This window comes from Falsibacillus pallidus (assembly GCF_003350505.1).
Taxonomy (GTDB): Bacteria; Bacillota; Bacilli; order Bacillales; family DSM-25281; genus Falsibacillus; species Falsibacillus pallidus.
In genome coordinates, this window is record NZ_QQAY01000005.1 from 32,527 (window position 1) to 58,346 (window position 25,820).

Sequence of the window (25,820 nt, forward strand, 5' to 3'; positions counted from 1 at the left end):
TTGCGTTATCGTTAAAGTATGAATTGGAATATTTATCAAGAAAATTGACGGAGGGGTAAATGTGGATATTAAATCAAAAGTTCAAGACCAGTTTGGAAAAACGGCAAGCGACTATGTGACAAGTGACATTCATCGAAAAGGCGCCGACCTTCATCTGATTGTAAAAATGGCAAAGTTGACTGATAAAGAAAGTGTTCTCGACGTCGCGACGGGCGGCGGACATACAGCAAATGCCCTGGCTCCTTTTGCAAACGAAGTGACCGCTTTTGATCTAACAAAGGAAATGTTAGCCGCGGCTGAAAATTTTATCACTTCCAATGGGCACCAAAATGTTGCTTATGTTCAAGGTGATGCTGAAAAGATGCCGTTTGCAAATGAATCCTTCGATGTTGTAGCCTGCCGCATTGCCCCTCACCATTTTCCGAATATCGACTCCTTTATAGCCGAAGTTTATCGTGTGTTAAAACCAGGCGGCCGTTTTCTATTAGATGATAATGTCGCACCTGAAAACGATGAGTGGGACCAATTTTATAATACGGTTGAAAAGACACGGGATCCAAGCCATAGCAGAGCTTTGAAAAAATCAGAATGGCTGCGGAAAATCGAACTGAGCGGGTTTGAAATCAGTGAATGGGTCGCGTTCCGTAAAACCTTTGTGTTTGAAAGCTGGTTTAACCGCATGAAGCAGTCGGAGGAAGTAAAAAAGTCTCTAAACAGCTATATCTTGAAGGCTGGACCAGATATTCATAAAAAGTTCCGGGTAAAGATGAACGATGAGACCGTGGAATCATTTGAAGGGGAATCTATCGTACTAAAAGCGATTAAATACTAAAAATGTGTGGCTGCGCAAACAAAAAAAACACAGCTCCCTTAACAAAATAAGGGAGCTGCATTTATATAATCACTATTTAATTATAAGGAATCAATCGCTTCCTTCACTTCTACGTCGCCTTTCACGACCTGGAATTCCTTCCCGATCGTTGCGTTGTTTTCCAAGACGGCCACAATCACTCGGGCCACGTCTTCTCGTGGAATTTCATTTCGCTCGACTGTTGTGGCTGCATTTACTTTGCCAGTTCCATCATCATTCGTCAGCGCGCCTGGGTGAATGATTGTGTAATCGAGGTCGGTGTCCCGCAGCCATTCATCTGCGTAATGCTTGGCCACGACATATGGCGCAAAGGATGAATCTGCAGACTGGATCGCTTCACGCGTTGTATCATACGAACTGATCATCACGTAGCGCTTCACGCCCGCTTGTTTTGCGGCTTCGATGGTTTTTACTGCCCCATCCAAGTCGACTAATATCGTTTTGTCTGGGCCCGTTTTTGGTCCTGAACCAGCTGCAAAAACGATAGCATCGACGCCTTCAGCGGCTTTTGCAATGTCTGGGATGTCTCCTTCGAGATCCACAACGACCGTTTCAGCACCCAACTCTTTAAAGTAGGATGCCTGCTTCTCTTTGCGAATCATGACTTTTGCTTCCAAATCTTGATGATCCTGAATAAAGGAAACGAGATGTTTCCCAACTTGACCGTTTGCTCCAACAATTAGTACTTTCATTGATTACATCCTTTCTTCCTTTTACTCACAAATGTAATATACCCTGAAAGGAGGATGGTCAAGCATCTGGATGTGCTGGAAACAAAAAGGTGCCTGTCCCCCATCGCTTTAACTCACCTGAGGTCAGACACCCATTTCAATTCCTATTCATCTTCAATAACTCGAGACACATCATTCCCACAAACCTTGCACTTGCCTTCTAAGACAATCCCATTTGAATGATTCTCAATCGTAAACTGTTCAATTTCTACAACATCTGAACAATTCGTGCAGAAAACGTTCTTTTTTAGTTTCTTTCTAATATCTTCAGGAATTGCGAGCCATTTTTTATTTGCATCCATGTGTTAACCCCTTTCTGCATTCGAATTTTTCTTATCATCAAACAGAAAAGCGTTATTTAAGCTCCAACAGCGTAACGGCTTCTACATGAGCCGTCTGCGGGAACATGTCCACTGGCTGGATGTATTTAATGTTATATTGCTTGCTTAAGATCTGCAGGTCCTTCGCCAATGTTGAAGGATTGCAGGAGACGTAGACGATTTTCTTTGGCTTACTTTTGAGCATGGTGTCGAGCAGTGCCTGATCGCAGCCGGTTCTTGGCGGGTCGACGATGATGACGTCCGGCTTGAAGCCTTGCTTCTGCCATTTCGGGACGACCTGCTCGGCTTTGCCGCTGACGTACAGGGCGTTTTCTACGCCGTGCTTCTTGGCGTTTTTCTTAGCGTCTTCGATCGATTCCGGGATGATGTCCATGCCGCGGAGCTCCTTCGCGCCGTCTGCGACCCAAAGGCCGATGGTACCTACGCCGCAGTAAGCATCGATGACGTTTTCCTTTCCTGTCAGGGCTGCTGCATTTTTCACTTCATTATAAAGCTTCACCGTCTGGACGGGATTCAGCTGGAAGAACGCGCGCGCGGAAAGTTCATAGGAAAACTCTTCAAGGTGCTCCTCGATGATTTCCTTCCCGCTCAAATGAACCGTTTTGTCGCCAAAAATGATGGACGTTTTCTTCGGATTCACGTTCTGCATGACAGAAGCGACTTCCGGCAGGCGCTTCTTGATTTCTGCCACAAGAAGATCTTTGCGCTTCAGCTCGTCTACTGCCGTCACAAGCACAACCTGGACTTGGCCGGTCTTGATGCCGACGCGGGTCACGATGGTGCGCAGTACGCCTTTTTTCGTTTTTTCATTATAGATAGGAATGCCGAGATCTTTCACAATCTGCTTGATGACATTCGTGACTTTGTTCGTTTCCGGCTGCTGCACGATGCATTCCGGCACGTCGATCAGCTTATGGGAATTGAGGCTGTAAAGGCCCGCAATGATTTTTCCGTCGCGCTCCCCAAGCTGGAATTGACTCTTATTGCGGTAGTGCCAAGGGTTGTCCATCCCGATTGTTGAACGGATGTCCATTTGGCCGACCTTGAATTTTGTATGGCGTTCAAGCGATTGGATGACAATGTCCCTTTTCAGCTCCAGCTGTTTTACGTACTCCAAATGCTGGAGCTGGCAGCCTCCGCACTGTTCATAAACAGGGCATGGCGGCTTCGTCCTGAATGGCGACGCTTTGCGGATTTTTTTAATTCGGCCTTCTGCAAACTTCGGGTGAATCTTCGTTGCTTCCACGACGACCTCTTCGTCTGGCAGCGCACCTGGAACGAAGACGACTTGGCGCTTAAAGTAGCCGACTCCTTCCCCATTGATCCCGAGTCGCTTGATCGTTAGGGGGAATGTCTGTTTTTCTTTGATGAATACTTTTTGTTCTGCTTGTTTTTTCACTGCAAATCACTCCGTTACTTCAATGCTTCTCCATAGGTAGAGAGAGGCGTAGCTTAAATATGGCTTCCATTTTTCGCTGGACTGTTCCATGAAGTTCAAGTCCGGTTTCGCTTCCAGCTGATATAGTTTCTTCAATGCATTTTGGATTCCGACGTCGCCCGTTGGGAAAAGATTTGGACGACCGAGCCCAAATAATAGGAAGTTCTGTGCGGTCCATGGGCCGACTCCGCGGATTTTCACTAGCGTCTTCATGATCGTTTCATCCGATTCTTCACTCAATTGTTCTAAATCTAGCTTCCCGCTTACGATCATCTCGCTCAATCCGATGATATACTCTGCTTTTCGCTGGCTGAACTGCAGCTCCCGCAATTCCTCGATTGTAAGGGAAGCCGACCTTTCCGGCGACGGATAGAACCAGACGTCGTCGATTTCTTCACCGTATGTCTGGACGAACCGCTCCGTCAAGGTGAACGCGAACTTCAAGTTCAACTGCTGATGGATGATGCATTTCACCAGGCATGAATACGGCGAAAAATCAAGGATGAGCGGCGTTCCGCGGTGCTGGTGGAAAATATCCTTCAGATCGCTCTCCTGAAAATGGCTGTGGATTTCCGACAATGGAATGTCCCACTGAAATACATGGGCGATCCGCTTCTGAACGATTTCCTTCGTCTCATCTTTTTTCCCCTTGATGAGAAAAACCGGCTCGTCCAGCGTTCCGATTGCCTGCACCTCAACCACTTCATTCTCCGGTTCGTATATAGGTACACGAGCAATTCGGGCTTCCCTGTCAACGCTGTTCAATGGATCGAGTTCAAGGCGTTCCAGCACTAGATCAAAATTATATGGTCCTTCAATCTCCATTCTTTGTTCCCACATGACGATTCTCTCCCAATCCCACTTGTTTTCTCGATTATAGCATAGTTGACCTGGACAAAAGAAAAAAGCCCATTTAAAGGCTCTTCAGACTGTTGACAAACGCTCGCATTCTTCGTTGCCCGGCCTCTTCGGATGCTCATTGCCGCTTTAGGCAACTCCGCCCCTCATCGGTCGCGCGCCTCGACTGACAAGCGTTTTCATTCAGTCTGAAGGATTCCTAAACAGACTTTTCCTAAATAACTATTAAGGTACATTAAGGTGTCACAATAGGATTTTTCATATGCTTGTTCATCATGTAGTCATCAAGGCTTTTGAATTCATAGCCCTGTTTCTTCAAATCCTTGATGGCTTTATCAAGGGCGTCTGCATTGTCCTTCGAAACAGTGTGCAGCAGGATGACGGCACCCGGGTGGGCCTGCGCCATGATGTTGTCGTAGGAATACTTCCAGCCTTTTTGCTGATCAGTTTTCCAATCGACGAAGGCAAGTGACCAGAACACATGGGTATACCCCTCGTCCTGCGCGATTTTCAGCGTGCGTTCACTAAAGATCCCGCGCGGCGGCCTTAAGTACGCCATGTCTTTCTGCTTCGTGATGCGGGCTGTTTCGTCCTTTACTTTCTGCAATTGTTCCTTGATCTGTTCATCGCTGATCTGCGTCATATCCGGGTGTCCCCAGGAGTGATTCCCGACGATGTGCCCCTCATTGACCATCCGCTTGACGAGGTCCGGTGCACTTTTTAGATAATGGCCGGTCACGAAGAATGTCGCCGGCACTTTTTCTTTTTTCAAAACATCCAGCACCTGCGCCGTATAGCCATTTTCATAGCCGTTGTCGAACGTCATATAGAGGACTTTTTTGTCCTTGCTGTCCTTGTAGAAGCTTCCGTATTTCGCAAGCAGCGTGTCGAGTTTGGCTCCCGCCTGCCCCTGTTCGCCATTCTTGCCTTTTTGGAATCCCCAGTGAATCGGTTCATTCGAAACCGCGAACACCGCATGCGTGAAGGATAAAATCAACACCAATGCGGCAGCGCTAGCGACTGCATACCATTTTTTCATACTGTTCCCTTCCTTTACCGCTTTTGGTATTAGGGTTTGTGTAAAAGAAAGGAAACATGCTTGCTTTTAAATGGAAAAATCGTTGGCTAAATAAAGAAAAAACACTTGGAATAATCCAAGTGCCGGTCATCTGCTTATTGCGTTGTGTCTTTTGTTTCGAATCAAAATAAGAGAACTTAAGGTACAAATGGAACAAAGGGAAAGTTCTAGGCTCTGATTATCCCAATTCAAGGCGATACTAGTTATCAGGCCTCCAAATGATAGCACAGCAATCACTTTGAGAACTAAATAAAACACATCCTTCATCTTTATCCTCTCCTTATTAACAATAGTTAAATTATACCATAAGGTTGGCCAATTTTTCGAATTCTCTAAAAAAAATCCAGATTCATCTTGTTTGAATTTCTCTTCATGTAGAAATAAATAGCCAGTTCCTCACACGGAACCCCCTCAACGATTTCCAGTCGTTCCTCCTCCTGCATCGGTAAAAATGCCAGCCCCAAGCCGCTCGACACAAAATCCTGAATGACCGTATATGAATCTACGTACTGCAGCTGCTTCTCGGAAATATTTTGCTCCCGAATGAATCTCAATGTGCGGTTTCGGTGCGGACACTGCGTATCATGGCTGACAAAGAAAACCTCATTCGAAAAATCTGATACCACGTAGTCCTTCGCTTTCCAGAGTCCCATTTTAATTTTTGAAGTATGGATGCACTGAAACTCAGGCTCAAAATCATCTGCGTATGTAAGGGCCACATCAATTTTCTGCAGTCTCAAAAGCTCCCTCAATCGTTCGCTATTATCCATAAACAGCTGATAATCCTTTATATTCCCTTTGATTCGACTGCTCAAATAACCCGCTAAGATGGATTGCGTCGCACCGATTCTAGTGATAGCTCCAGTTCGTTTGATTTCGCTTTTCGCCTCATCTATCAGGTTCATGATTTTATCTGCGTATGCCATTAACGTCTCCCCAGCTGGAAGCAGCGAAATGCCTTTATTTGTCCGTGCGAAAAGCGGCGTGCCTAATTCCTGCTCCAGCTTCTTGATCCGTTCCGTGACATTCGGCTGCACATATCCAAGCTCCTTTGCCGCCTTGCTGATCGAACCTTCCTGTGCCACCGTTTTGAAAATGATCAAATCATTGAATTCCATCCCATCACCCCCGCCATCAGTTGAACTGATACCAACCATCATTTACACCTATTTTACAGTATTTCACTCCAGAACTATTATAAAAATATAAAGCTGAAAGGAAGTGCCGACAGATTATGATATGGGGATCATTCGAAAAAGAGTCGCAGATAATGGATATAAAACCGATGGGTTTCCAGGTCTGAAGTTTAAGGCGTACTTAGTATCCGAAGCAAGTGAGAGTGGAAATTTGTACAATGCCTATGCTCCCCTCTATGTTTGGAATGAGGCGGATGGAATGAACAAATTTGTCTTTGAAGGCTATTATGACAACATTTTGGGCTCGTTCGGATGGCAGCAAATCCAAATCGGCGTGCCGTTATATTTGGACTTGGCGGAGAATTTTTCTAAAAGCAACTATGTTGTGGAAGCTGCCGGTCGTATTTCGGAAAATAAAACATTGACTCAAACCACATTTATGGATGCCGGCGATTTTGCAATTGGGGAACAGTTAGGAAAATGCTTGATTTACAACCCGGATAAATGGGGCTACAGCCAGTTCACTTTTTATAAGGAAAAGCCGGAAATTGCTCAAGACGCTCCCGTGACCGTATATGAAATCCTCCACATTTCCCAATAGGAAGGATTTTGCATTATGCCGATTGTGACCGTTTATTATCCTGAGCAGCTTGCAAGTTCTGGCAAGCTGGAGTCAGCGAGCAAAGGCATCCACCAATCATTGATCTAGCATTTCCACATCCCTGAAGCTGACTATTTCCAGTTGTATATGCCCTATCCTTCTGATCACTTTTTCTTCGATCCTCTTACCTGCTTGCGGAGGGGCAAAAGAGAACAAAAAACATGGTGTATATCGCCATTACTTGCGGACCCGGCAGGACGGCTGAGCAAAAAAAGGGGCTGTATCAGGCCATTGCTGAACGTGTATCTGTGGATCTGGAAATCGCTATGACCGACGTGTTTATCACAATGAACGAGACGCCTGCCGAGAACTGGTCGTTTGGGGATGGGTTGGGGCAGATGATTCCATGAGTTTTTTTAATTTGTGAAAAGGGAACCCCACTTTTTGGAGTTCCCTTATTTTTTGGCAAATGCAAGTACTAACGTGGGGATGTACTTGCACTTGCATTCTTTGTAAGTAAACCTATAAAAATCACAACAAGCCCATTTATAAAAAATAAAACAGCATAAATGATAGAAATGATACCTGTTCCAAATCCGTATGGGTCGAATGGGCTTACTGAAATGGCTGTTAAGAAGAATATTAATGGAGTTAGAAGTAGAAAGACAATGCCTGACCAAACCTGCTTCTTTCTATTTGTTTTTGATATTTTAAAAGCAATAATATTTGCTGCCGCCATTATAAGCAAAATAATGACTAAGAATAATCCCATCAACATTACAATCAACCTCCTTTCGATTTAACAAAACAGTTTCACAATAATTGAACAAACTGAAATGAAAATCCATCCATCTATTCATTCAAAAAATGGAATGATGATAATTAGCCCGACTATAATAGGCAGGGCTACATACCATTTCACCCTAATTTCAGACCAGTCTTTGAACCACTTCCCCATAATCGTTGCAATTATCCATGTTATAGTTCCAATCACAATTCCTGCTACGAGTTTCTCGAATGCATTATTAAACCCAAGCTGTTCCCTTGTTGTATCTACAATTCCAAAAATAATTAAAGTCGCACCTGCTAATAGTAAGTTATCTAGTTTCATCCCCATCCCCCTCGTTTAAACCCTTACACTCATTATGGAAAAAACAGGAATGAAATTCAACCCCTTCTCAGCCAGTGGCGCATAGGCACAGCATTTTCGCGCATAAGCCATTTAGTTTCGCGCATAGTCGATTGTTTTTCGCGCATAGAGGATGAAGTTTAGCGCATAGATAAGACTTTTTCGCGCATAGGACCGCTCATGAGAGTGAATTCACCTTAATTTCCATGCCGTTTTGACCCTCCGCAGTGTTGAGAAATACATTTTGTCATTTATTTTCCCTCAAAATGTCTTTTCAGCTCGCTAAATGGTTCACTTTTGCCTTGCAACTCCCCATTTCCCCCTCGATCACTCGGCAAAGGGCCATTTTCATGCACAATCGCACCGCCATTTTGCCCCAGCCAACGCAAAAACCCGCCACAAAGGACGGGTTCTCCACTCAACTATATTAGTTGAATACGCGATCTTTGAATTTAGCCAATTTCTCTAAAGATGATTTGTCGACTTCTTCGTGCAGGGAGTTCCCATGGGAGTCCATGGTCACGACTGCTGTGAAGCCTTCTACCTTCAGGTGCCACATGGCTTCAGGGATGCCGAATTGCATGAGGTCCACGCCTTCAACAGACTTGATGCAGTCTGCATAGTACTGAGCCGCTCCACCGATTGCATTCAGGTAGACGCCGCCGTGATCCTTCAACGCAGCAAGGGTTTTTGGTCCCATTCCGCCTTTTCCGATGACAGCGCGGATGCCGAAGCGTTTCATGATGTCGCCTTGGTATGGCTCCTCGCGGATGGATGTTGTCGGACCGGCCGCTTTCACGTGCCATGTGCCTTCTTCATCCTTCAGCATAACCGGGCCGCAGTGGTAGATGATTTGCCCATTTAAATCGATTGGCGCATCGTTGTCGGAAAGATATTTGTGGATTGCATCGCGGCCTGTGTACATCATACCGTTGATGCGGACAACGTCTCCCACTTTCAATTCGCGGATTTGCTCTTCTGTGATTGGAGCTTGAAGCGTCACGACATTGCTTTCAGATGCAGCCGCTGTTTCTTTTTCCGCTTCGTTTTCTTCTTTGAATGTGATCAGGTCGCCATCTTGGTAGAACCATTCTTGGATATCGCCTGATTCAGGGTTCACGCTCACACCTAAGCGGCGGAATGCCCAGCAGTTGTAGGCAACAGACACGAAGAAGCTCGCTGGGATGCGGTTCATCACGCCGACTTTACAGCCAAGAAGCGTTGTTTCGCCGCCGAAGCCCATTGTCCCGATGCCAAGTTCATTCGCATGTTCCATTACGTACTCTTCCAATTGGCGAAGGGATTCATTCGGATTGACGTCGTCGTTGGAACGGAATAGCTGTGCTTTCGCCAAATCGTATCCGGAAGAACGGTCTCCGCCGATGCCTACGCCGATGAAGCCGGCGCTGCATCCTTGACCTTGTGCTTGGTAAACAGAGTGCATGATGCACTTGCGGATACCATCAAGGTCGCGGCCTGCACGGCCAAGTCCTTCAAGTTCACACGGAAGGCTATATTGGATGTTTTTATTTTCGCAGCCGCCGCCTTTAAGGATCAAGCGCACGTCCACGTAGTCTTTTTCCCATTGCTCGAACTTGATGACAGGCGTTCCTGCCCCAAGGTTGTCCCCGCTGTTTTCACCAGTCAGTGAATCAACAGAGTTTGGACGAAGCTTTCCGTCCTTCGTTGCTTTCACAATCGCCTCGTAGATCGCTTCCTTGATTTCAAGCTGATTTACACCAACCGGAGTCTTCACTTTGAATGTTGGCAAACCAGTATCCTGGCAAATTGGCGATACATTTTCATCAGCCATTTGAATATTATTCGTAATCGTCGCCAAACTCATTGCAGCACGCGTACCCTCATTCTCACGGTGCTTCGCCTTCTGGATTGCACGGCGCACATCCTTCGGCAAGTTCGTTGACGTTTCAACTACTAATTGATACATACTTTCTTTAAGCTTTTCCAGGTTCATTTTTCCCTCTCCCAACTTGTCAGAACACATGTAATCTCTCTCTAACTTGTCCTTTATTATTTCCGTAAACCATTATACTCCTGTCTGAAAAGGTTGAAAAGTGGAATCGGTTACAAGGTTGGAAGTTCCTTTGAAAATAGCGGCAATATGGGAAATTCCGCAATGTTCGAGTGATAATCATGCTTGTTCCAGCAGTTTTCTCGTATGTTCTAGCATCTTTTCCATATGTTCCAGCAATTTTCTACGAACTTCTAGCAATTCGTGGCCATTTTCTAGCAGATCAAATTTCTACCTTGCACCATTATTAAGGTACACTGAATAAAAAGGGGGACTTTAAATGTACAAACACGTAATGTGGGATTTTGATGGCACGCTATTTGATTCGTATCCCATTATGGGGAAAATTTTTCAGGAATCTCTTCTAATCATAGGAATCGATGAACCTCTTGATGAAATTTTGAAGCACATGAAAGTATCCATGACGGAAGCCTTCAATCATTATGAAAAGACCTATCAAATCAATGATGAGTTTAAAGAAAACTATCATGCTAAACGGACGAAACAGGAAATCGATATGGCAGAACCGTTCCAAGGTGCACTGGAGATTTGCCGATACATACATGAGTCCGGCGGGAATAATTACTTATACACCCATAGAGGGCAGTCTTCTATCGTGATGCTGAAAAAATTCGGGATGTACGACTACTTCACTGACTTCATCACATCCGAGCATGGATTTGAGCGCAAGCCAAAGCCAGATGCCATTCAATTCCTGCTGGACAAACATGGAATCAATAAAGAGGAAGCCATTATGGTCGGAGACCGTTACCTGGACATTCTAGCAGCTAAAAACGCCGGCATCAGCGCCTGCTACTTCTCAGAAAACGGCGACACCAGCAGCCACGCCGACTACAACATCACAGACTTCGAGCAGCTGCGGTCCCTCCTCCAAGCGACACATAAGTGACAGGCACCACCCGAATTACCCCGATTTTTGTCGAATGAAAAAACTCGCCATAAAAGGCGAGTTTTTCAATTCCATTTTATTTATTCGTTAGCGGCACCAGACTGTCTCTCGTAGTTCCTGAAAAGCATTCCATTCGCCTTGAACATTCCAAGCTTTTCGTAATATGGAACGAGATCATCATCGCAGCACAGGTCGACCATATAGATTTCCTTTAATTCTTCAAGTATCTGCTTCACCAGCACATTGCCGATCCCTTTATTTTGGTAGGCCGGCAATACCTCAAGGAACGGGATGTATGCCGAAAGAACCCCATCGCTGATTGCTGTAATGAAACCCACTACTTGATTTCTATTATTGTCAATCGCTACTACTACCTTGCTGCTGTTTTTCAGCATTTTTAAATGCGTTTCCGGACTTGGTCGATTTGGCCATCCAACAAAGAAGCCATTCAGCATATCAGGTGAAATGCCCTCAAGAGAATTTTTATAGATCATTATTTACCACTCTCACTATTTATTTACCTATTGGAAGAGGTTTTATCAAAAGTAAAGGAGCAAAGTGAGGACCTCCAGACGTAAAATTGCACACGTATAAAGGATTCTATTTCAATTGTATTTCTCCTGCCTGCGCCTTCTAGCAAATTCCCCTGAAGTTCTAGCGAAATTCATGCACCTTCTAGCAAATATTGCGGGACTTCCAGCAAACGCAAAACTTCTTCTAGCAATTCAGCCACAACAGCAGGGCCAAATAAAAAAGCCCGCCAACTCTCAGTCAGCGGACTCCTCATTACTTCTCATCTTTTTTAAATTGTTCGCACTTCGTCTCTATGTCATCAATCATGCCAATCAGGCGATCGATATCGTCTAGTTCTGTATTTTCAGGATCGATGGAGTCAAGGACATCCATGAACATATTCAATCTTGTTTTTAAATAAGATAGTTGTGATTCGTTATCGTGGATTGCGTTGCCCATTTTGCAACCTCCTTTCGTACCTCTTAATGGTAACGGATGTAACGGTATTCTGCAATAACTTTGTGGCAGCCTCAAAAACGAGTTGACACCTTCGAAAAACAAGAGAATAATGGCAGTTGAACTCTAACTGCAAGAAGGAGCAAGAACATGCCAACTAAAGAAATCAATCTAAAAACCATCACACCGGACCATGATCCTTGGGAAGCCTATATGGACATCGAGGAGCATGGCCGTCTTACTTTATCAAATGTGGAATTCACCACGACCACTCTTTGCAACATGCGCTGTGAGCACTGCGCAGTTGGCTACACCCTACAGCCGAAGGATCCGGATGCACTTCCGCTTGATCTGCTTGTATCCCGGCTGGACGAAATTCCGCATCTCCGCTCATTGAGCATCACCGGCGGGGAGCCGATGCTTTCAAAAAAATCGGTAAAAAACTATGTGCTGCCTCTTTTACAGTATGCACATGAACGCGGGGTCCGTACTCAGATCAATTCTAATTTAACGCTGGATCTCCCGCGATATTTAGAAATTGCACCGTTTTTAGACGTCCTGCACATTTCCCATAACTGGGGAACCATCGACGATTTCATCGAAGGCGGCTTCGCCATGATGGACCGGAAGCCGACTCCCGCACAAAGGGAAAAGCTGTTCCACCAAATGATTGAAAACAGCCGTGCACTCGCGGAGTCCGGCGTCATGGTTTCCGCGGAGACCATGCTGAATAAGCGAACCCTTCCTCATATGGAGCACATACATAGACAGATTACGGAGGAAATGAAGTGCGCCAGGCACGAGATTCATCCTATGTATCCAAGCGATTTTGCTTCAACGATGGAAACGCTCAGCCTGGAAGAAATGCGCACAGCCATCCACCAGCTGCTTGATATGCGGAATCCAGACGTCTGGATGCTGTTCGGCACGCTTCCATTCTATCCGTGCAGCCAAAATGATGAGGACATTAAGCTGTTGAATCGACTTTACAGCAGTCCAAAAGTGACCGTCCGCAATGATCCTGACGGCCGTTCCCGTCTGAACGTCAACATTTTCAACGGAGATGTCATGGTGACAGACTTCGGCGACACGCCTCCGCTCGGGAATATCGCAAACGACCAGCTGACCGACGTCTTTGACAAATGGATGGACACGAAGCTGGCAAAAGAACTGAACTGCCACTGTCCAGCCGTCAAATGCCTGGGGCCGAACGTACTCGTCAAAGATGCTTACTACCCTGAAGTTGATTTCACTAAGCAGGCGTCACGTATTTAATATCAAAAAAATGAGCAGTCCCATTCATAATCGATGTGGGCTGCTAATTTTTACTCTTTTAAAATGTTATCACCATAAAAATAAGTACCATCGAAATTATAAGGATAGGAACCGCGCATCCTACACCAAAACACCCAATCTCCAATAATGAAAAAACCACGTCTAAAAAAAGAAACCTCTCGCCTTCGCTTTCCTTCTTCCCCCAAAAACTCATTAAAGATAGCCACCCCACATCCGATTGACCTTTATCCATATTTTAACATACAATTTCATCATATTTTAAAAAGATAAAATCCTAATATTTATTGATAATACGTTAAAATATAGAAAATACATATTCGCAATGAGGAGCAGTCATTGATGGGAAACGAAGAAGCAATATGGGAAATCATTAAAGATATTTTTGGATACCTTAAATACCTTACCCTCTCAAAAGAAGCTAAAATTATAGCAAATTTTAACTTAATTAAAAATAAATATTGGTTTGAGCAATTAGTGAACAATCAGCCATCTATCCTTAAGCTGATTGAAGAAGATGATGATATAAGGGAATATTTTGCATCAAGGAAGAATGTTAGAAGTTTACTGAGCAGCAAGAAAGACCGGCAGCATTTTAAAAATTTGTTGAACCAGAAAATAAACTAACAAGATAATTATTCAAATCTGCAGCTTATACTAAATCAAATTAAAAATCTAAAAATACAAAAGAACAAAACAACAGTAAAAGCCACGCCAAATAATAAAGACCATAGCATATCCCTGAATTTCTTATCATCATGCCTAGCTTCTTCTGCATCATTCATAAAAGAAAAGAGTCCAGAGGTGAAAATTCCATCCCATATCTTCCAGATTTCCTTTTCTCGCTTTTTTTTCTTCGTCTTCTTCTCCAACAAACTTCACCTCCACATTCATTCACTCACAATACCAACAATGACTTTGTACTTGTTTCGATCCTTCTTCATTCTCTTAAATCCTTCTTTCAGATCCAGAACCAGAACTGTCTTTCGTATCCAAATTCTCATATACAAAGACCTGAATTTGACCGGACCCACTATACCTTTTTCTTCAAACTCCGTGCCATCATCATGCTCTGTTTCCGTCCTGACTAGCCAACTGTTGCCTAATCCAATTTCAATGTACTTCAAGTGCGTTCCCTCACTTCACTTCAATCGTAAAGACAAAACTTCCGGTTCCTTGTTTCCACATGGCGTATACAATATAAGCGTAGTTCCCTTTTTCGTCCGGCACAGTGAACGTATTTCCATTAAATATAACCTCTTTGGTGTCTTTGCCGCTCACCCATTGGGAGCCGCCAATATCATTAATAGGCTTTTTCCTAAATTCAACTTTAACTTTGGATCCTGGCTTCGCTATTGTCAGTTTCAAATTTTTTGCCATGTCTAACGGGGAAATCATGTCTGCACATGAGCCTGAAAACAAGCCTTTCCAGCAATACGAACCTTGAGCAACCTCTGCGTTTTTCCCGTCAACAGTAATGGTCGGCTTAGGGGGTTCAGTGTTTAATAAGCCATCAATCAAATACGCTCCCATTATAAGTACAACTATTATCACTGCAGCTGCAAATATTCTTTTCATGTCCTATCCCCTTTCCATTTTATATTAACATAAAATGGAAATTAAAAGACATAAAAAAAGCACACCAACCAAATGGTGCGCTTCCCTTTTTCTTATCTCGGCCTCTCTGTAGCCGCAAATCCAAACGACACATGATCCTGAACCGGAATCCATGCTCCGATTCCTTGGGACGTGACATTCTTCACGGTGATGATTCTTTTTGTCCCTTTTAGAACGAGGTACACTTCGCCGTATGTGACTTTTCCTTTTTCATTGACTGCTGGCGCGTAGGCGTATAGATAGCCAAGTCGCTTTGGCGGGATGTTGTAGATTTGGTCTTTTTTCGTTCCGGCTCCGACGATGGTGTCGAAGGACAATGGAAGGTTTGTGTTATCCATTGCTTTAATGAGCATCATTTTCTTGACGTCTTCACTGTTCGGAATCTTAGCTGTGAGGCCGCCTTTGATGACTTTTTGCGATTCCTGTACATAGTGGAATTGATAGTTCGTCCTGCCTCCACGGTTGTCGAAGTAGTTCGTGTTGATTTTTTGATATTCCCAATTTGGGGATGTTTCCGCTGATTCATAGTTCAACGGCCATAGTCCCAGGAAAATCGTTGCGCGGAGACCGATGGAGAATGGCGATTTATTGATATTGGATTCATTGAAGATGCGGATGAGGTCCGGATTTTCAATTTTTACATTAGAAGATTTCAGCAGCTGCTTCGTAAAGTCGCTTGGCTGCAGATACGGCTGATCCTGCGTCGAGTTTGGGTACGTATTTTCCTTGGCGATATTCATCACCGAAGAGGGAACCTTCACCGGCGGTTTGGCCGCTTTACCCATTTTTTCTGCATAAGCAGGAGTAATCATGAGGAAGAGTGAAAATATGACCGTGAAAATAAAGCTGTACCATTTCATGCTGTTAGTTCTCCTTTCATAGTGTTCATATTTTTTTCTTATTTTCTTCCATGCGGCACGACTTTATCCTGATGCGAAAAAGGGATTTTTTTGAAGGAAAAGAATATTATTCTGAATGTTTACAATTATCAATCAATGGGGTATAATCAGATTATTAAGAAGGAAGGAGGTCCTTTCAGTAAACATTGTAAACATTACCTTAACCTTTAAAGGAGGAATGTGTATCGATATGCGAAAAACCTTCTTCCCGTGTGAAAATTATACTTAGAACGAAATGAAGAAACGCTGCAGGCTCAATGCAGCGTTTTTTCGTGTCACAAAAAAAATGACCCGCAAGGAATCTCTCCCCACGGGCCGGCCGCAATTTACAACAAATAAAATCCCATTCCCATAATCACATACGCAGCGAGCAGCGTCGCCCCTTCGAACCAGTTCGTCTCTCCGTCGTTCGCGATGACGACCGTCAACAGAACGGCGGTGACCATAGATACCAGCTCCGGAATTGTAAAGATAAGCGACATTGATTCACTGTATAACAGGGAAATGAGGACAAGCACCGGTGCCACGAACATCGCTACCTGCAAGGTTGAACCAACTGCAATTTCCACAGCGACATCCATCTTATTTTTGTAAGCCATCAAGATAGCGGATGCGTGCTCGGCAGCATTTCCGACAATCGCGACAATGATGACCCCAATGAACAATTCGCTCCAGCCGAAGCTTTTTGCTACGACTTCAAATGTATGGACAAGATTTTCAGAAATGTAGGCAACAGCCAATGTCGCTATCAGCAGGACCAGGATGGACTTCCCTTTCCCCCATTCCGGCTCCTCATGTGCCTCACCGTTCCGCTCTTCATTCTGGCTGTTGTAGACGCCGCGGTGCGTGACGAGTTTGAAGAACAAAGCCGCTAAATACAGGACAATCAAGATAATGGATATTCCAACACTCAAGGAGATGGTGCTTGAAGTGTCCATCGACATAGCAAAAATCTCTGGGATCACGAAGGCCACGATGACGGCAAACATCAAGAGACCTGAATTATGGCGAGCATCAAATACGTTGAATTTCTGGCGTTTAAACTTGATTCCTCCGACAAAAAAGGAGAGTCCGGCTACGAGAAGCAGGTTCCCGATTACAGAGCCTGTCAGTGATGCCAAAACGACCTCGATCAACCCTGCCTGCAGGGCAAAAATAGAAATGATGAGCTCGACGGCATTTCCGAATGTGGCATTCAAAAGACCGCCAACCCTTGGTCCCGCTACAATCGCCAAGCTTTCCGTCGCCCTTCCCATATAAGAGGCGAGGGCAATAATCGACACGCAGTAAATGATAAACATCATGACACTCGGCCAATGCATGAGCGAACCGATGATCGAAAGCGGCACCCCGATCAGCACCAATATGCCGAAAATCTTATCCATTCCCAACCCCTCATTTCCGTAATTTCATTTACACTCATAATACCCAAAAACGGCTTTGATTAACGGCTATTCAACGATTTCAAATGTCTCTTTCACTTCGATGCCTCCGATGACGGACTGCACCATCGAACAGTTTTTGCGCGTCAACTCCATGGCTTTTTGCAATTTTACAGGCTTCAAGTCTTTCCCTTTAATCAGGAAATGAACGTTTACTTCTTCCACACGATTAGCCATTTCTTCATTTCGTTTCACTTCTGTCTGGATTTCGATATCCTCGATGTCCATGCGCTGCTTCTCCAGGATCTTTCTCAAGACGCCTCCACTGCAGACGGCAATGGATGATACCAATAACTGATACGGTCTGAATCCGAATTCTTCGTCTCCTGATACATCTAATCTTCCAAATGGCAGTTCTGTAAAAAAGCCGCCTTCTTTCATTGTATATTTCATATGTATGCTCCTCCTCTAAAACCCTTTTCCTGAATTTTAATTGATTTTATTTCAACTTGCCATTATCAGCAATTATCGTTACCATCAAAATTGAATATTATGTGCGTCAGGAGAAAACAAAATGGGTTCTATTAAAACAAGATTTTGGATTTTAGTCAGCATTGTTGCGATATCAGGTTTCTCTCAAGGAATGCTTTTGCCATTGATCGCCATCATCTTTGAAAATGACGGCATTTCATCTACATTAAACGGGTTGAATGCGACTGCTCTTTATATCGGAATCCTGCTGATCTCTCCATTTATGGAATACCCTCTGCGGAAATACGGCTATAAACCGATCATTATGTTTGGAGGCGGGATTGTCGTCCTGTCCTTGATGCTTTTCCCGCTGTGGAAGACGTTCTGGTTCTGGTTTTTCCTGCGGCTTCTGATCGGCATAGGGGACAATGCCCTTCATTTCGCCACACAGACATGGATCACATCCTTTTCTTCCGAGAAAACAAGAGGTCGGAACATTTCCTTATACGGGCTGTTCTTCGGAATCGGTTTTGCCGCCGGTCCTTTGATGGCGCCTCTCATCAAGATCAACCCGTCCTTGCCGTTTGTCGTGTCATCCCTGCTCTGCCTGTTCGCTTGGTTCTTCCTGTTCACCTTGAAGAATGAGCGTCCGGAGCAGTCGATTGAAGTGAATTCCTTCCTGGAAACGATGAAACGCTTCTCCCAAGCCTTTAAATATGGGTGGATCGCCTTCCTCCCGCCGCTTGGCTATGGCTTCCTTGAAGCTTCTTTAAACGGAAGCTTTCCGGTTTATGGACTAAGAATCGGGCTGGATGTCAGCAGCGTCTCCATCCTGCTCACATCCTTTGCTGTCGGCGGGATTGTTTTTCAGCTTCCCCTAGGGATCCTCAGTGATAAATATGGCCGCCGTAATACTTTGATCGCCATATTGTTCATTGGGTTCTTAAGCTTTATGGGCGCAAGCTTCCTGGAAAACTCAGTGCTTTACTTGTCCCTTTGCTTATTTTTCGCGGGAATGGTCGTAGGCTCTACTTTTTCCCTTGGCATCAGCTACATGACTGACCTCATGCCGAAAAATCTCCTGCCGACCGGGAACCTGCTTTGCGGAATAGCCTTCAGCATCGGCAGTCTGACCGGCCCATATATCGGAGGATTCTTCATACAATATGTGCCGTCGGTGAGTTTCTTTCATATCATCAGCTTCCTGTTGTTCGGCATATTCATCTTCATCACTTTTGCAGGAAAAAAAGCAAACCAAAATAGATTCATGGCGAACACAAAAAATGCGGGCTCCTAACAGAGTCCGCATTTTTCATCTAAATGTTATGGAAAAGAGATAATAGGCGAAAATACAAATGACCATCATCAGCAAAATCGTCAGAATGACCACGGGGATCCTTGACGCTCTGAACGTCTGTTGGTTGATGTCCCTTAGTTTTCTAAAATAGCTTATCGTCGAAAATAAAATGGTAAAAATGCCGAAAATGACGGAGAGTGCACCGATCATGTTGGCGATGACGTCGCCAGCAATCGTAAAGGACGACTTCAATGAAAAGTGGAGGTTCGTAATCAGAAAGCCTACCCCGATTACCGCAATAGCCGTCCGAATCCAGGCAAGGTAGGTCCGTTCGTTGGCTAGATGCTGCTGTATGTATTTGGAATCAATGGTGGGTTCTATTACTTTCTGTGCAGCTTGTTCTTTTCCTTCCTGCGCCATTTCATCACCTGCTTTCTATATCCATTTTAGTATGCCGGCAGCATGCCTTCAATCTAATTTATTTTAGGTGACGTTTCCCTTTTCAACTCATACATTAATATGGTAATATGTCTTTAAACGATTTTTATTTAATAATTATTTTAAAAAAGCAACTTCAGCTATTCATGCTGTCATCCCCGAGATGGCAGCTTTCGTCATTTAATAAGGCAATTGATGTTGATTATTTTTCTCAATTAGAATCCAAGGAGGTCTTTCGTATGAGTTCAAATGCCAAAGCATTCTCAATGAAACAGCCGTCATCTCCATCCTTTCTCGAAAAGATAAAGCCCCATGCCGAACTGGCTGCCGCCCTGTTCAGCGGTGTGCTCATTCTTTCCGGATGGCTCCTGCAAAAGCAAGATTCAGAACTTGCCATCCCGCTCTTTATATTAGCATTTATAATCGGTGGATACGCCAAGGCAAAGGAAGGCATCGAAGAAACGATTGAAAACAAAGAACTCAATGTGGAAATGCTTATGGTATTTGCCGCCATCGGTTCAGCCATCATCGGCTATTGGACAGAAGGCGCCATCCTCATTTTCATTTTTGCGGTCAGCGGAGCCCTTGAAACTTACACGATGAACAAAAGCCAGAAAGAAATATCCTCCCTCATGGATCTTCAGCCAGAAGAAGCGACATTGCTCGATGGAGATGAAGAACGCCGCGTCAATGTTTCTGAGCTTTCCATCGGGGACAAAATATTAGTGAAACCGGGGGAACGCATCCCTTCTGATGGATCGATCATCAAGGGGCAGACAACCATCGATGAAGCTGCCATTACGGGAGAATCCCTCCCTGTTTCAAAGTCTCTTAAAGAAAACGTTTTCGCAGGAACAGTCAATATCACGGGATCTGTGGTCGTTGAAATTACGAAAGCTTCGGATGAAACCCTTTTCCAAAAAATCATCCAGCTTGTCCAGTCGGCTCAAAGCGAAAAGTCCCCTTCCCAGCTGTTCATTGAACGCTTCGAAGGAACTTACGTCAAAATCGTTCTTGTAGCTGTATTCCTAATGATGTTCGTTCCACACTTTGCCTTGGATTGGAGCTGGAAAGAAACGTTTTACCGGGCTATGATTCTCTTGGTTGTTGCCTCGCCATGTGCACTTGTGGCGTCCATCATGCCGGCAACGCTATCAGCGATTTCCAACGGCGCCCGCCATGGGATTCTGTTTAAAGGCGGGGCGCACTTAGAAAATTTGAGCAACCTTAAAGCAATCGCCTTCGATAAAACCGGTACGCTGACCAAAGGCAAGCCAGAAGTGACCGATGTGATTGTCCGTGAAGGATTGAATGCAGATGAGGTCCTTGCTGCTGCAGCTTCCATCGAGAGCCACTCCAACCACCCTTTGGCCCAAGCTATCGTCACTCATGTGAAAGACGGGGGCGCTGTATTGAAACAGCCTGAGTCCATTGAAGATGTTTCAGGATGGGGTGTCAGAGCGGTCTTGAACGGAGTCGAGTGGAAAATCGGAAAAGCTGAATTCGTTGGGAAAGAAGAAGCGGGTGCCTTTGCAGAAGGGGCTGCAGCTAAGCTTGCTCATGAGGGAAAAACCATTGTCTATGCTGCAAATGAAGAAGGAATTGCTGCGATCCTCGCGTTGAAAGATACGGTTCGCGACATTACCGTGAAAGCATTAGACCTATTGAAAAAGCAGGATATCTACACGATCATGCTGACAGGCGACAGTGAAGCCACGGCGAAAGCCATCGCATCAGAAGCACACGTCGATCAGTATGTGGCGGAATGCCTCCCGGATATGAAAGTGGATGAATTGAAGAAATTGATGAGTCGATTCGCTTCCGTTGCCATGGTTGGCGATGGAATCAATGATGCACCTGCCCTTGCAACGGCGAACGTCGGAATTGCCATGGGAGAAGGAACGGATGTCGCACTCGAGACAGCCGATGTCGTTCTGATGAAAAATGACTTGACCCGCATCGCGGAAGCCATCTCGATTTCCAAGCGGATGAACCGCATCGTCAAGCAGAATGTCATTTTCTCCATTTCTGTCATCATGCTGCTTATCGCCTCCAACTTCCTGCAGTTCCTCGACTTGCCATACGGGGTCATCGGACACGAAGGAAGCACGATTTTGGTCATCTTGAATAGTCTGCGATTGCTTCGATAAATGGAAGATAGCTCCTGGGTGGGGCTGTCTTTTTTTGGATACAAGTGGTGTAATTTCTGCGCCGATGCTGGGGACTGGGGGCTGAGGTCGAGTGGCGCATAAGAGGGTCATTCTCGCGCAAAGGGACTGACTTTTCGCTTATAAGCTTCAGTTTCTGGCGCATAAGCTGATCACTTTCGCGCATAAGCGGCATAATCTGGCGCATAACCCCTCCCAAACGCACACCATCGCACACCAGTCCCATCAAAAAAGCGGCCATCCCAAGGAATAGCCGCTTCTCCATTATTTAGTGATAGCCATTTTGCCCGTTGGCAGAGCCGGATGTCTTGCCTTTTGGCTTTTGCTTGCTGTTTTGCTTAGTTCCGCCATCTTTTTTAGTCTGCTTTGTCATGTGGATGACCTCCATAATTGAAGTATTGTGTCACCCCGTTAGTTTGCTCAGAATTCCCGGAAGGTTGTACGGTAATTATCGGCAGCCTAGTCGCAGGTGCTGCCCTTCTTTTTATGGAATTGCGCGTTCACTTCGCCTCCGAGAATGAGCATGAGGCCGGACAGGAACAGCCACACCATCAGGACAATGATGCTCCCGATGCTTCCATATGTATTTGAGTAATTTCCGAAGCTTCCAACATAGAATGAAAATGCGAGCGACACAAGCACCCAACCGATTGTTGCTACAATAGCGCCGGGCACTGCTGTGAGGCACCTGATTTTTTCACTCGGGGCGAAATAATAAATGCCCACAAATATGATGAAAAGAATAATGGCACTGATGACAAATCGTAGCGCGTTCCAAATACTGACGAAAAATCCGGAAATGCCGAGGTGCGAAAAGACGTACATGCCAATCTGCTTGCCAAACACCGGCAGCAAAAGCGCGACCATAAAAACGATGATCATGCCGAATGTCAAAAAGATGGACATCCCTCTAGCCACCAAATAGGATCGGGTTTCATCCACATTATATGCTCGGTTCAATGCTTTAACGACCGCCTTCATTCCGTTGGATGCAGACCAGATCGTGGCAATGATCCCGAATGATAGGAGCCCCCCGCTGCGATTATTCATGATATCTGTCAAATTCCCCTCAATCAATTTCATCGTCTCTCCCGGAGCGTAGTCACTTATGAAATTCAAAATGTCTTCCTGCGAAATTGGCAAGTAAGGAAGCAGAGTGAAAAGGAAAATGAGCAGCGGAAACAAAGATAAGAGGAAAAAGTACGATAGCTCAGCCGCCAATCCTGTTACGTCATCTTCTTTAATATTAGCGAACAGGGATTTGAAAAAAGACTTGTTGAACCGTTCTCTTTTTTTCATCCCGTTCACGATCCTGTATATTCGTTGTTGTTTTCCACATGGTCTTCAACCAGCACTTCTTTATATTTTTCTGCGGAATGTTCAAATGTATCCTTCGTTTCGGTCACCATTCTTTTGATTCTAGGCGTCAGTTTTTTTACTTCCTCTACGGTTTCATTAATATATTGAAGATCATCTTTCATTTGTTGAAGGGCTGCAGAAGACTTGGTGTAAATCTCCTTTGATTGTGCAAGCAGTTCCTGCGGGTTGCTCACTGAATCCCACACCTTTTGGCCTCCGTTTTTAAGCGAGGTAGATACGGACTCCCTCGTAGAGCGATCAAACAAAGTGACAAGACCTCCTGCCACTGCACCAACCAGCATTCCAGTAAAAAACTTATTTTTTCCCATAGGACAATCCTCCAATTAAAAAAGTTCTCTATACAAGTTATTTCTTTACTTTACCTTTTATCTTGATTTTAAAACCTTCTAAAGTAATTTCCACCATATCTCCTTCCGTCATTCACCTGTTTAAAATTGGGACAAGGAACCTGTCCCCACTGTCCCGCTGATTGACAATCTTCGGGAATCGTGGAAAGATAAAAGAATCAGTTAGAGAGCGAAAGGATGGAGTATATGGATCTTTCAGTGAAGTCTGCAGAGAATATTGAGTATATGGTTGATGTCATTAAGACAAAGCTGCGCATGGTCAATGTGGGTGCGATCAAACCCGGTCATGTTGATGAGGAAATGTATGAAGATCTTCACGACTTGTACACAATGGTTTCTAGAAAAGACAATTTCAGCCCAAGCGAAATGCAGGCCATTGCAGAAGAGCTTGGTAATCTCCGCAAAAAATAATAAGACATGAAGAGGAGCCGGTTATTATAAGGCTTCTTTTTTTTATTGAAATTTTTTCCTTTATTCGGTACTATTTAGATAATCACCTAATTAGATGATTGGCTAATTAGTTATCCAGGACAAAAGGAGAAAAATAATGGAACCTTTCACGCAGGCTGTAAAAATACAACAAAATCTTTTTCGGAATGCAAAGTTTTTGCTGATTTGGATCACGAGCATCTTTTCCGGTTTGTCCATTTCAATATATATTCTTTGTGAACAGTGGTACGTGGTGAAATCACTGAATGCCCCTGCCTCCCTTGGCTATATCCTCACCGCTACGACTGTTCCGAGGGTTCTGTTTATGGCATTAGGAGGTGTTCTTGCTGATTATGCCAACCGGGCGAAAGTCGTTTTCGTTTCACTTTTTGTTCGGGCGTTGATTCTTATTTTGATGGCATACCTCGTTTGGCAGCACTCCCTAACTTTTTGGGCACTGCTTGCCTGTGCTTTTACATTTGGCTCCATTGACGCATTCTTTTGGCCATCAAGGGATTCCATTCTCCCAAGCATCGTTCATCAACAACACCTTACACGTGCCAACTCCATTATACAAACGACCAATCAAATTTCTACATTATTGGGGCCGATGGCAGGTGCTTTGTTGTTGACAGCGTTCTCTTTCAAATGGGTATTCTTGATTCTGGCTGCCTCACTTGCAGTGGGAAGCATGATTATTCGGAAATTGAAAGACACAAGGTCTCATGAGGTAAAGTCGCAGAACAATGTACTCAGAAACCTAAAGGAAGGATTGGTTTACGTCAAAGCCTCTCCCTTGCTTTTGACATTCATGATAACGTTCATAATCGTAAATTTATTCTTTATCGGACCTCTCATGCTCAGCATTCCGATCTTGGTTGATGAGCGATTTGGCGGTAAAGCTGTCGAACTGAGCATCATTCAAAGTGGATTTGCAGCAGGGATGCTGGCTGGAGCGTTATTGATGGGGCTGCTTAATGTACGGCGGGCTAGAGGGAAATTAGTTATATGCCTAATCTTACTTGAAGGAGCAGGAATGCTATCCGTCAATGTTTCGAGCCGCCTTTGGGTTGCAGCTGTAGTGATGTTTCTGATCGGCATTTGCATTGCAGGCATCAACATTATGGTCGCCAGCATGATACAGGAGCAGACTGATCCTTCTAAAATGGGTCGGGTAATGAGCCTTACAAGCACCGTTTCAATGGGATTCATCCCCCTATCCTATGCAGGTGTTTCTGCCTTTCTTTCAGCAGGCATTCAGATCGAAAAACTGCTGGTTGTTGGCGGATTCGTGCTCGCTGCCTTTAGCTTGCTTCTTATATGGAAAGGAAGAGCTCTGCGGGAGTTTTGAAATTATGCGTTTTCCCGAGGGAACTTGCAAATAAGTGCAACTCGCTGAAAAACCAGGCACGCGTCATATATCATCACACCAAAAAAGCAGGCACATCCCATAGGGATCGTGCCTGCTCTTCTCATTGCGTATTATTCGCTAAGCAATTTAAGTGCTTCTCGGTTGAATGCAGGGATATCGTCTGGTGTACGGCTTGTCACGAGCTGGTTCTGGCAGACAACGACTTCTTTGTCTGCATATTTCGCTCCTGCATACTCCATGTCCACTTTGATGGAATTATAGCCTGTTGCGTCGCGGCCTTCCAGTGTTTTCGATGTGATTAGAAGCTGTGGTCCGTGGCAGATTGCGAATACCGGCTTCTTATCATCCATGAAGGATTTTGCGAATTTGACAAAGCGCTCGTCGTCGCGAAGCTGATCAGGTGAAAATCCTCCTGGAATCAATAATGCATCAAAATCTGAAGCTTTCGCGTCGTCAATGGAAAGGTCGATGGAAACCTCCGCATCTCCTTGCTTTCCTTTTACCGTCTTGCCTTTTTCCTTTTCAATATTTACGACTTCATGCCCCGCTTCTTTGAAGGCATCCGCCGGTCCAGTATATTCTGAGTCCTCAAACATATCCGTTACTACAACTGCAATTTTCTTACTCAATTCG

The 25,820-nt window shown here is 44.7% G+C and carries 30 protein-coding genes and 1 pseudogene; 10 read left to right on the forward strand and 21 right to left on the reverse strand.

Annotated features, from left to right (window positions below):
* Positions 1–61: 61 nt before the first annotated feature.
* Positions 62–832, forward strand: coding sequence for a class I SAM-dependent methyltransferase (locus tag DFR59_RS10525; RefSeq protein WP_114745600.1), 771 nt, complete (start codon positions 62–64; stop codon positions 830–832).
* An 80-nt stretch (positions 833–912) separates the two neighbouring features.
* On the opposite strand, the gene DFR59_RS10530 is transcribed toward DFR59_RS10525, so the two are convergent.
* The 6 genes from DFR59_RS10530 to DFR59_RS10560 all read right to left on the reverse strand — a co-directional run bounded on the left by DFR59_RS10530 (position 913) and on the right by DFR59_RS10560 (position 6,435).
* Entirely contained in the window at positions 913–1,563 is a 651-nt protein-coding gene (locus DFR59_RS10530; protein ID WP_114745601.1) for an SDR family oxidoreductase, read from the reverse strand.
* A 143-nt stretch (positions 1,564–1,706) separates the two neighbouring features.
* Entirely contained in the window at positions 1,707–1,904 is a 198-nt protein-coding gene (locus DFR59_RS10535; protein ID WP_114745602.1) for a hypothetical protein, read from the reverse strand.
* A gap of 52 nt (positions 1,905–1,956) precedes the next feature.
* The gene (gene rlmD / locus DFR59_RS10540) at positions 1,957–3,342 is read right to left on the reverse strand and encodes a 23S rRNA (uracil(1939)-C(5))-methyltransferase RlmD (RefSeq protein WP_114745603.1); all 1,386 of its coding nucleotides are present in this window, start codon (positions 3,340–3,342) and stop codon (positions 1,957–1,959) included.
* A gap of 6 nt (positions 3,343–3,348) precedes the next feature.
* Positions 3,349–4,221, reverse strand: coding sequence for a DNA-3-methyladenine glycosylase family protein (locus tag DFR59_RS10545; protein ID WP_114745604.1), 873 nt, complete (start codon positions 4,219–4,221; stop codon positions 3,349–3,351).
* A gap of 253 nt (positions 4,222–4,474) precedes the next feature.
* Positions 4,475–5,278: a delta-lactam-biosynthetic de-N-acetylase gene (gene pdaA / locus DFR59_RS10550; RefSeq protein WP_114745605.1), complete on the reverse strand. Its 804-nt coding sequence runs from the start codon at positions 5,276–5,278 to the stop codon at positions 4,475–4,477.
* 371 nt (positions 5,279–5,649) lie between these two features.
* Positions 5,650–6,435: a LysR family transcriptional regulator gene (locus tag DFR59_RS10560; RefSeq protein ID WP_114745727.1), complete on the reverse strand. Its 786-nt coding sequence runs from the start codon at positions 6,433–6,435 to the stop codon at positions 5,650–5,652.
* A 121-nt stretch (positions 6,436–6,556) separates the two neighbouring features.
* Between DFR59_RS10560 and DFR59_RS10565 the strand changes: the two genes are divergently transcribed.
* Positions 6,557–7,054 carry a DUF4865 family protein gene (locus tag DFR59_RS10565; RefSeq protein ID WP_114745607.1) on the forward strand — a complete coding sequence of 166 codons (498 nt, stop codon included), beginning with the start codon at positions 6,557–6,559 and terminating at the stop codon, positions 7,052–7,054.
* Positions 7,055–7,069: 15 nt separating this feature from the next.
* Positions 7,070–7,464: pseudogene (locus DFR59_RS10570) on the forward strand (tautomerase family protein).
* A gap of 68 nt (positions 7,465–7,532) precedes the next feature.
* Here the strand turns inward: DFR59_RS10570 and DFR59_RS10575 are convergent.
* From DFR59_RS10575 to DFR59_RS10585, 3 genes are all read right to left on the reverse strand, one after another.
* Positions 7,533–7,832: a hypothetical protein gene (locus DFR59_RS10575; RefSeq protein ID WP_114745608.1), complete on the reverse strand. Its 300-nt coding sequence runs from the start codon at positions 7,830–7,832 to the stop codon at positions 7,533–7,535.
* A gap of 78 nt (positions 7,833–7,910) precedes the next feature.
* Positions 7,911–8,165 carry a hypothetical protein gene (locus DFR59_RS10580; RefSeq protein ID WP_114745609.1) on the reverse strand — a complete coding sequence of 85 codons (255 nt, stop codon included), beginning with the start codon at positions 8,163–8,165 and terminating at the stop codon, positions 7,911–7,913.
* Between the two features lie 445 nt (positions 8,166–8,610).
* On the reverse strand, positions 8,611–10,158 hold the full coding sequence (locus DFR59_RS10585) for a fumarate hydratase (RefSeq protein WP_114745610.1): 1,548 nt from the start codon (positions 10,156–10,158) through the stop codon (positions 8,611–8,613).
* A 337-nt stretch (positions 10,159–10,495) separates the two neighbouring features.
* On the opposite strand from DFR59_RS10585, the gene DFR59_RS10590 reads away from it, so the two are divergent.
* Positions 10,496–11,125 (forward strand): HAD-IA family hydrolase, encoded by a 630-nt coding sequence (locus DFR59_RS10590; protein WP_114745611.1) that lies wholly within the window; start codon positions 10,496–10,498, stop codon positions 11,123–11,125.
* An 80-nt stretch (positions 11,126–11,205) separates the two neighbouring features.
* On the opposite strand, the gene DFR59_RS10595 is transcribed toward DFR59_RS10590, so the two are convergent.
* A complete protein-coding gene (locus DFR59_RS10595; RefSeq protein WP_114745612.1) occupies positions 11,206–11,619 on the reverse strand; it encodes a GNAT family N-acetyltransferase in 414 nt (137 codons plus the stop codon).
* 292 nt (positions 11,620–11,911) lie between these two features.
* Positions 11,912–12,097, reverse strand: coding sequence for an SE1561 family protein (locus DFR59_RS10600; protein ID WP_114745613.1), 186 nt, complete (start codon positions 12,095–12,097; stop codon positions 11,912–11,914).
* 147 nt (positions 12,098–12,244) lie between these two features.
* Here DFR59_RS10600 and yfkAB point away from each other — a divergent pair, with 147 nt between their 5' ends.
* Both yfkAB and DFR59_RS10610 read left to right on the forward strand, forming a co-directional pair.
* Complete coding sequence (gene yfkAB, locus DFR59_RS10605) at positions 12,245–13,369, forward strand: radical SAM/CxCxxxxC motif protein YfkAB (protein ID WP_114745614.1); 1,125 nt, start codon at positions 12,245–12,247, stop codon at positions 13,367–13,369.
* A 360-nt stretch (positions 13,370–13,729) separates the two neighbouring features.
* A complete protein-coding gene (locus DFR59_RS10610; RefSeq protein WP_114745615.1) occupies positions 13,730–14,014 on the forward strand; it encodes a hypothetical protein in 285 nt (94 codons plus the stop codon).
* Positions 14,015–14,049: 35 nt separating this feature from the next.
* On the opposite strand, the gene DFR59_RS10615 is transcribed toward DFR59_RS10610, so the two are convergent.
* From DFR59_RS10615 to DFR59_RS10640, 6 genes are all read right to left on the reverse strand, one after another.
* Entirely contained in the window at positions 14,050–14,259 is a 210-nt protein-coding gene (locus tag DFR59_RS10615; RefSeq protein ID WP_114745616.1) for a hypothetical protein, read from the reverse strand.
* An 18-nt stretch (positions 14,260–14,277) separates the two neighbouring features.
* The gene (locus DFR59_RS10620; RefSeq protein WP_114745617.1) at positions 14,278–14,514 is read right to left on the reverse strand and encodes a DUF3977 family protein; all 237 of its coding nucleotides are present in this window, start codon (positions 14,512–14,514) and stop codon (positions 14,278–14,280) included.
* A 10-nt stretch (positions 14,515–14,524) separates the two neighbouring features.
* A complete protein-coding gene (locus DFR59_RS10625) occupies positions 14,525–14,965 on the reverse strand; it encodes a hypothetical protein (RefSeq protein ID WP_114745618.1) in 441 nt (146 codons plus the stop codon).
* A 92-nt stretch (positions 14,966–15,057) separates the two neighbouring features.
* Positions 15,058–15,864 carry a YfkD famly protein gene (locus DFR59_RS10630; protein ID WP_114745619.1) on the reverse strand — a complete coding sequence of 269 codons (807 nt, stop codon included), beginning with the start codon at positions 15,862–15,864 and terminating at the stop codon, positions 15,058–15,060.
* Between the two features lie 365 nt (positions 15,865–16,229).
* The gene (cax, locus tag DFR59_RS10635) at positions 16,230–17,288 is read right to left on the reverse strand and encodes a calcium/proton exchanger (protein WP_114745620.1); all 1,059 of its coding nucleotides are present in this window, start codon (positions 17,286–17,288) and stop codon (positions 16,230–16,232) included.
* A gap of 66 nt (positions 17,289–17,354) precedes the next feature.
* Positions 17,355–17,738: an OsmC family protein gene (locus DFR59_RS10640; protein WP_114745621.1), complete on the reverse strand. Its 384-nt coding sequence runs from the start codon at positions 17,736–17,738 to the stop codon at positions 17,355–17,357.
* Between the two features lie 121 nt (positions 17,739–17,859).
* Here DFR59_RS10640 and DFR59_RS10645 point away from each other — a divergent pair, with 121 nt between their 5' ends.
* A complete protein-coding gene (locus tag DFR59_RS10645) occupies positions 17,860–19,053 on the forward strand; it encodes an MFS transporter (RefSeq protein ID WP_114745622.1) in 1,194 nt (397 codons plus the stop codon).
* A 15-nt stretch (positions 19,054–19,068) separates the two neighbouring features.
* Here the strand turns inward: DFR59_RS10645 and DFR59_RS10650 are convergent, their stop codons facing one another.
* Positions 19,069–19,473, reverse strand: coding sequence for a YidH family protein (locus DFR59_RS10650; RefSeq protein WP_114745623.1), 405 nt, complete (start codon positions 19,471–19,473; stop codon positions 19,069–19,071).
* Positions 19,474–19,730: 257 nt separating this feature from the next.
* On the opposite strand from DFR59_RS10650, the gene DFR59_RS10655 reads away from it, so the two are divergent.
* Complete coding sequence (locus DFR59_RS10655) at positions 19,731–21,641, forward strand: heavy metal translocating P-type ATPase (RefSeq protein WP_114745624.1); 1,911 nt, start codon at positions 19,731–19,733, stop codon at positions 21,639–21,641.
* Positions 21,642–22,118: 477 nt separating this feature from the next.
* Here DFR59_RS10655 and DFR59_RS10660 read toward each other — a convergent pair whose 3' ends face one another.
* The gene (locus DFR59_RS10660) at positions 22,119–22,958 is read right to left on the reverse strand and encodes a YihY/virulence factor BrkB family protein (protein ID WP_114745625.1); all 840 of its coding nucleotides are present in this window, start codon (positions 22,956–22,958) and stop codon (positions 22,119–22,121) included.
* A gap of 5 nt (positions 22,959–22,963) precedes the next feature.
* On the reverse strand, positions 22,964–23,347 hold the full coding sequence (locus tag DFR59_RS10665; RefSeq protein WP_114745626.1) for a YtxH domain-containing protein: 384 nt from the start codon (positions 23,345–23,347) through the stop codon (positions 22,964–22,966).
* Positions 23,348–23,572: 225 nt separating this feature from the next.
* Between DFR59_RS10665 and DFR59_RS10670 the strand changes: the two genes are divergently transcribed.
* Positions 23,573–23,797, forward strand: coding sequence for a DUF1128 domain-containing protein (locus DFR59_RS10670; protein WP_114745627.1), 225 nt, complete (start codon positions 23,573–23,575; stop codon positions 23,795–23,797).
* A 136-nt stretch (positions 23,798–23,933) separates the two neighbouring features.
* Positions 23,934–25,166, forward strand: coding sequence for an MFS transporter (locus DFR59_RS10675; RefSeq protein WP_114745628.1), 1,233 nt, complete (start codon positions 23,934–23,936; stop codon positions 25,164–25,166).
* A 131-nt stretch (positions 25,167–25,297) separates the two neighbouring features.
* On the opposite strand, the gene DFR59_RS10680 is transcribed toward DFR59_RS10675, so the two are convergent.
* Positions 25,298–25,816 (reverse strand): type 1 glutamine amidotransferase domain-containing protein, encoded by a 519-nt coding sequence (locus DFR59_RS10680; protein WP_114745629.1) that lies wholly within the window; start codon positions 25,814–25,816, stop codon positions 25,298–25,300.
* Positions 25,817–25,820: the final 4 nt, after the last annotated feature.

Bases quoted from the DNA above. Each gene is read 5' to 3' on its own strand.
- DFR59_RS10530 (WP_114745601.1), bottom strand. From the start codon at position 1,563: ATGAAAGTACTAATTGTTGGAGCAAACGGTCAAGTTGGGAAACATCTC.
- DFR59_RS10535 (WP_114745602.1), bottom strand. From the start codon at position 1,904: ATGGATGCAAATAAAAAATGGCTCGCAATTCCTGAAGATATTAGAAAG.
- DFR59_RS10545 (WP_114745604.1), bottom strand. From the start codon at position 4,221: ATGTGGGAACAAAGAATGGAGATTGAAGGACCATATAATTTTGATCTA.
- pdaA (WP_114745605.1), bottom strand. From the start codon at position 5,278: ATGAAAAAATGGTATGCAGTCGCTAGCGCTGCCGCATTGGTGTTGATT.
- DFR59_RS10560 (WP_114745727.1), bottom strand. From the start codon at position 6,435: ATGGAATTCAATGATTTGATCATTTTCAAAACGGTGGCACAGGAAGGT.
- DFR59_RS10565 (WP_114745607.1), top strand. From the start codon at position 6,557: ATGGGGATCATTCGAAAAAGAGTCGCAGATAATGGATATAAAACCGAT.
- DFR59_RS10575 (WP_114745608.1), bottom strand. From the start codon at position 7,832: ATGTTGATGGGATTATTCTTAGTCATTATTTTGCTTATAATGGCGGCA.
- DFR59_RS10580 (WP_114745609.1), bottom strand. From the start codon at position 8,165: ATGAAACTAGATAACTTACTATTAGCAGGTGCGACTTTAATTATTTTT.
- DFR59_RS10585 (WP_114745610.1), bottom strand. From the start codon at position 10,158: ATGAACCTGGAAAAGCTTAAAGAAAGTATGTATCAATTAGTAGTTGAA.
- DFR59_RS10590 (WP_114745611.1), top strand. From the start codon at position 10,496: ATGTACAAACACGTAATGTGGGATTTTGATGGCACGCTATTTGATTCG.
- DFR59_RS10595 (WP_114745612.1), bottom strand. From the start codon at position 11,619: ATGATCTATAAAAATTCTCTTGAGGGCATTTCACCTGATATGCTGAAT.
- DFR59_RS10600 (WP_114745613.1), bottom strand. From the start codon at position 12,097: ATGGGCAACGCAATCCACGATAACGAATCACAACTATCTTATTTAAAA.
- yfkAB (WP_114745614.1), top strand. From the start codon at position 12,245: ATGCCAACTAAAGAAATCAATCTAAAAACCATCACACCGGACCATGAT.
- DFR59_RS10610 (WP_114745615.1), top strand. From the start codon at position 13,730: ATGGGAAACGAAGAAGCAATATGGGAAATCATTAAAGATATTTTTGGA.
- DFR59_RS10625 (WP_114745618.1), bottom strand. From the start codon at position 14,965: ATGAAAAGAATATTTGCAGCTGCAGTGATAATAGTTGTACTTATAATG.
- DFR59_RS10630 (WP_114745619.1), bottom strand. From the start codon at position 15,864: ATGAAATGGTACAGCTTTATTTTCACGGTCATATTTTCACTCTTCCTC.
- cax (WP_114745620.1), bottom strand. From the start codon at position 17,288: ATGGATAAGATTTTCGGCATATTGGTGCTGATCGGGGTGCCGCTTTCG.
- DFR59_RS10640 (WP_114745621.1), bottom strand. From the start codon at position 17,738: ATGAAATATACAATGAAAGAAGGCGGCTTTTTTACAGAACTGCCATTT.
- DFR59_RS10645 (WP_114745622.1), top strand. From the start codon at position 17,860: ATGGGTTCTATTAAAACAAGATTTTGGATTTTAGTCAGCATTGTTGCG.
- DFR59_RS10650 (WP_114745623.1), bottom strand. From the start codon at position 19,473: ATGGCGCAGGAAGGAAAAGAACAAGCTGCACAGAAAGTAATAGAACCC.
- DFR59_RS10655 (WP_114745624.1), top strand. From the start codon at position 19,731: ATGAGTTCAAATGCCAAAGCATTCTCAATGAAACAGCCGTCATCTCCA.
- DFR59_RS10660 (WP_114745625.1), bottom strand. From the start codon at position 22,958: ATGAAAAAAAGAGAACGGTTCAACAAGTCTTTTTTCAAATCCCTGTTC.
- DFR59_RS10665 (WP_114745626.1), bottom strand. From the start codon at position 23,347: ATGGGAAAAAATAAGTTTTTTACTGGAATGCTGGTTGGTGCAGTGGCA.
- DFR59_RS10670 (WP_114745627.1), top strand. From the start codon at position 23,573: ATGGATCTTTCAGTGAAGTCTGCAGAGAATATTGAGTATATGGTTGAT.
- DFR59_RS10675 (WP_114745628.1), top strand. From the start codon at position 23,934: ATGGAACCTTTCACGCAGGCTGTAAAAATACAACAAAATCTTTTTCGG.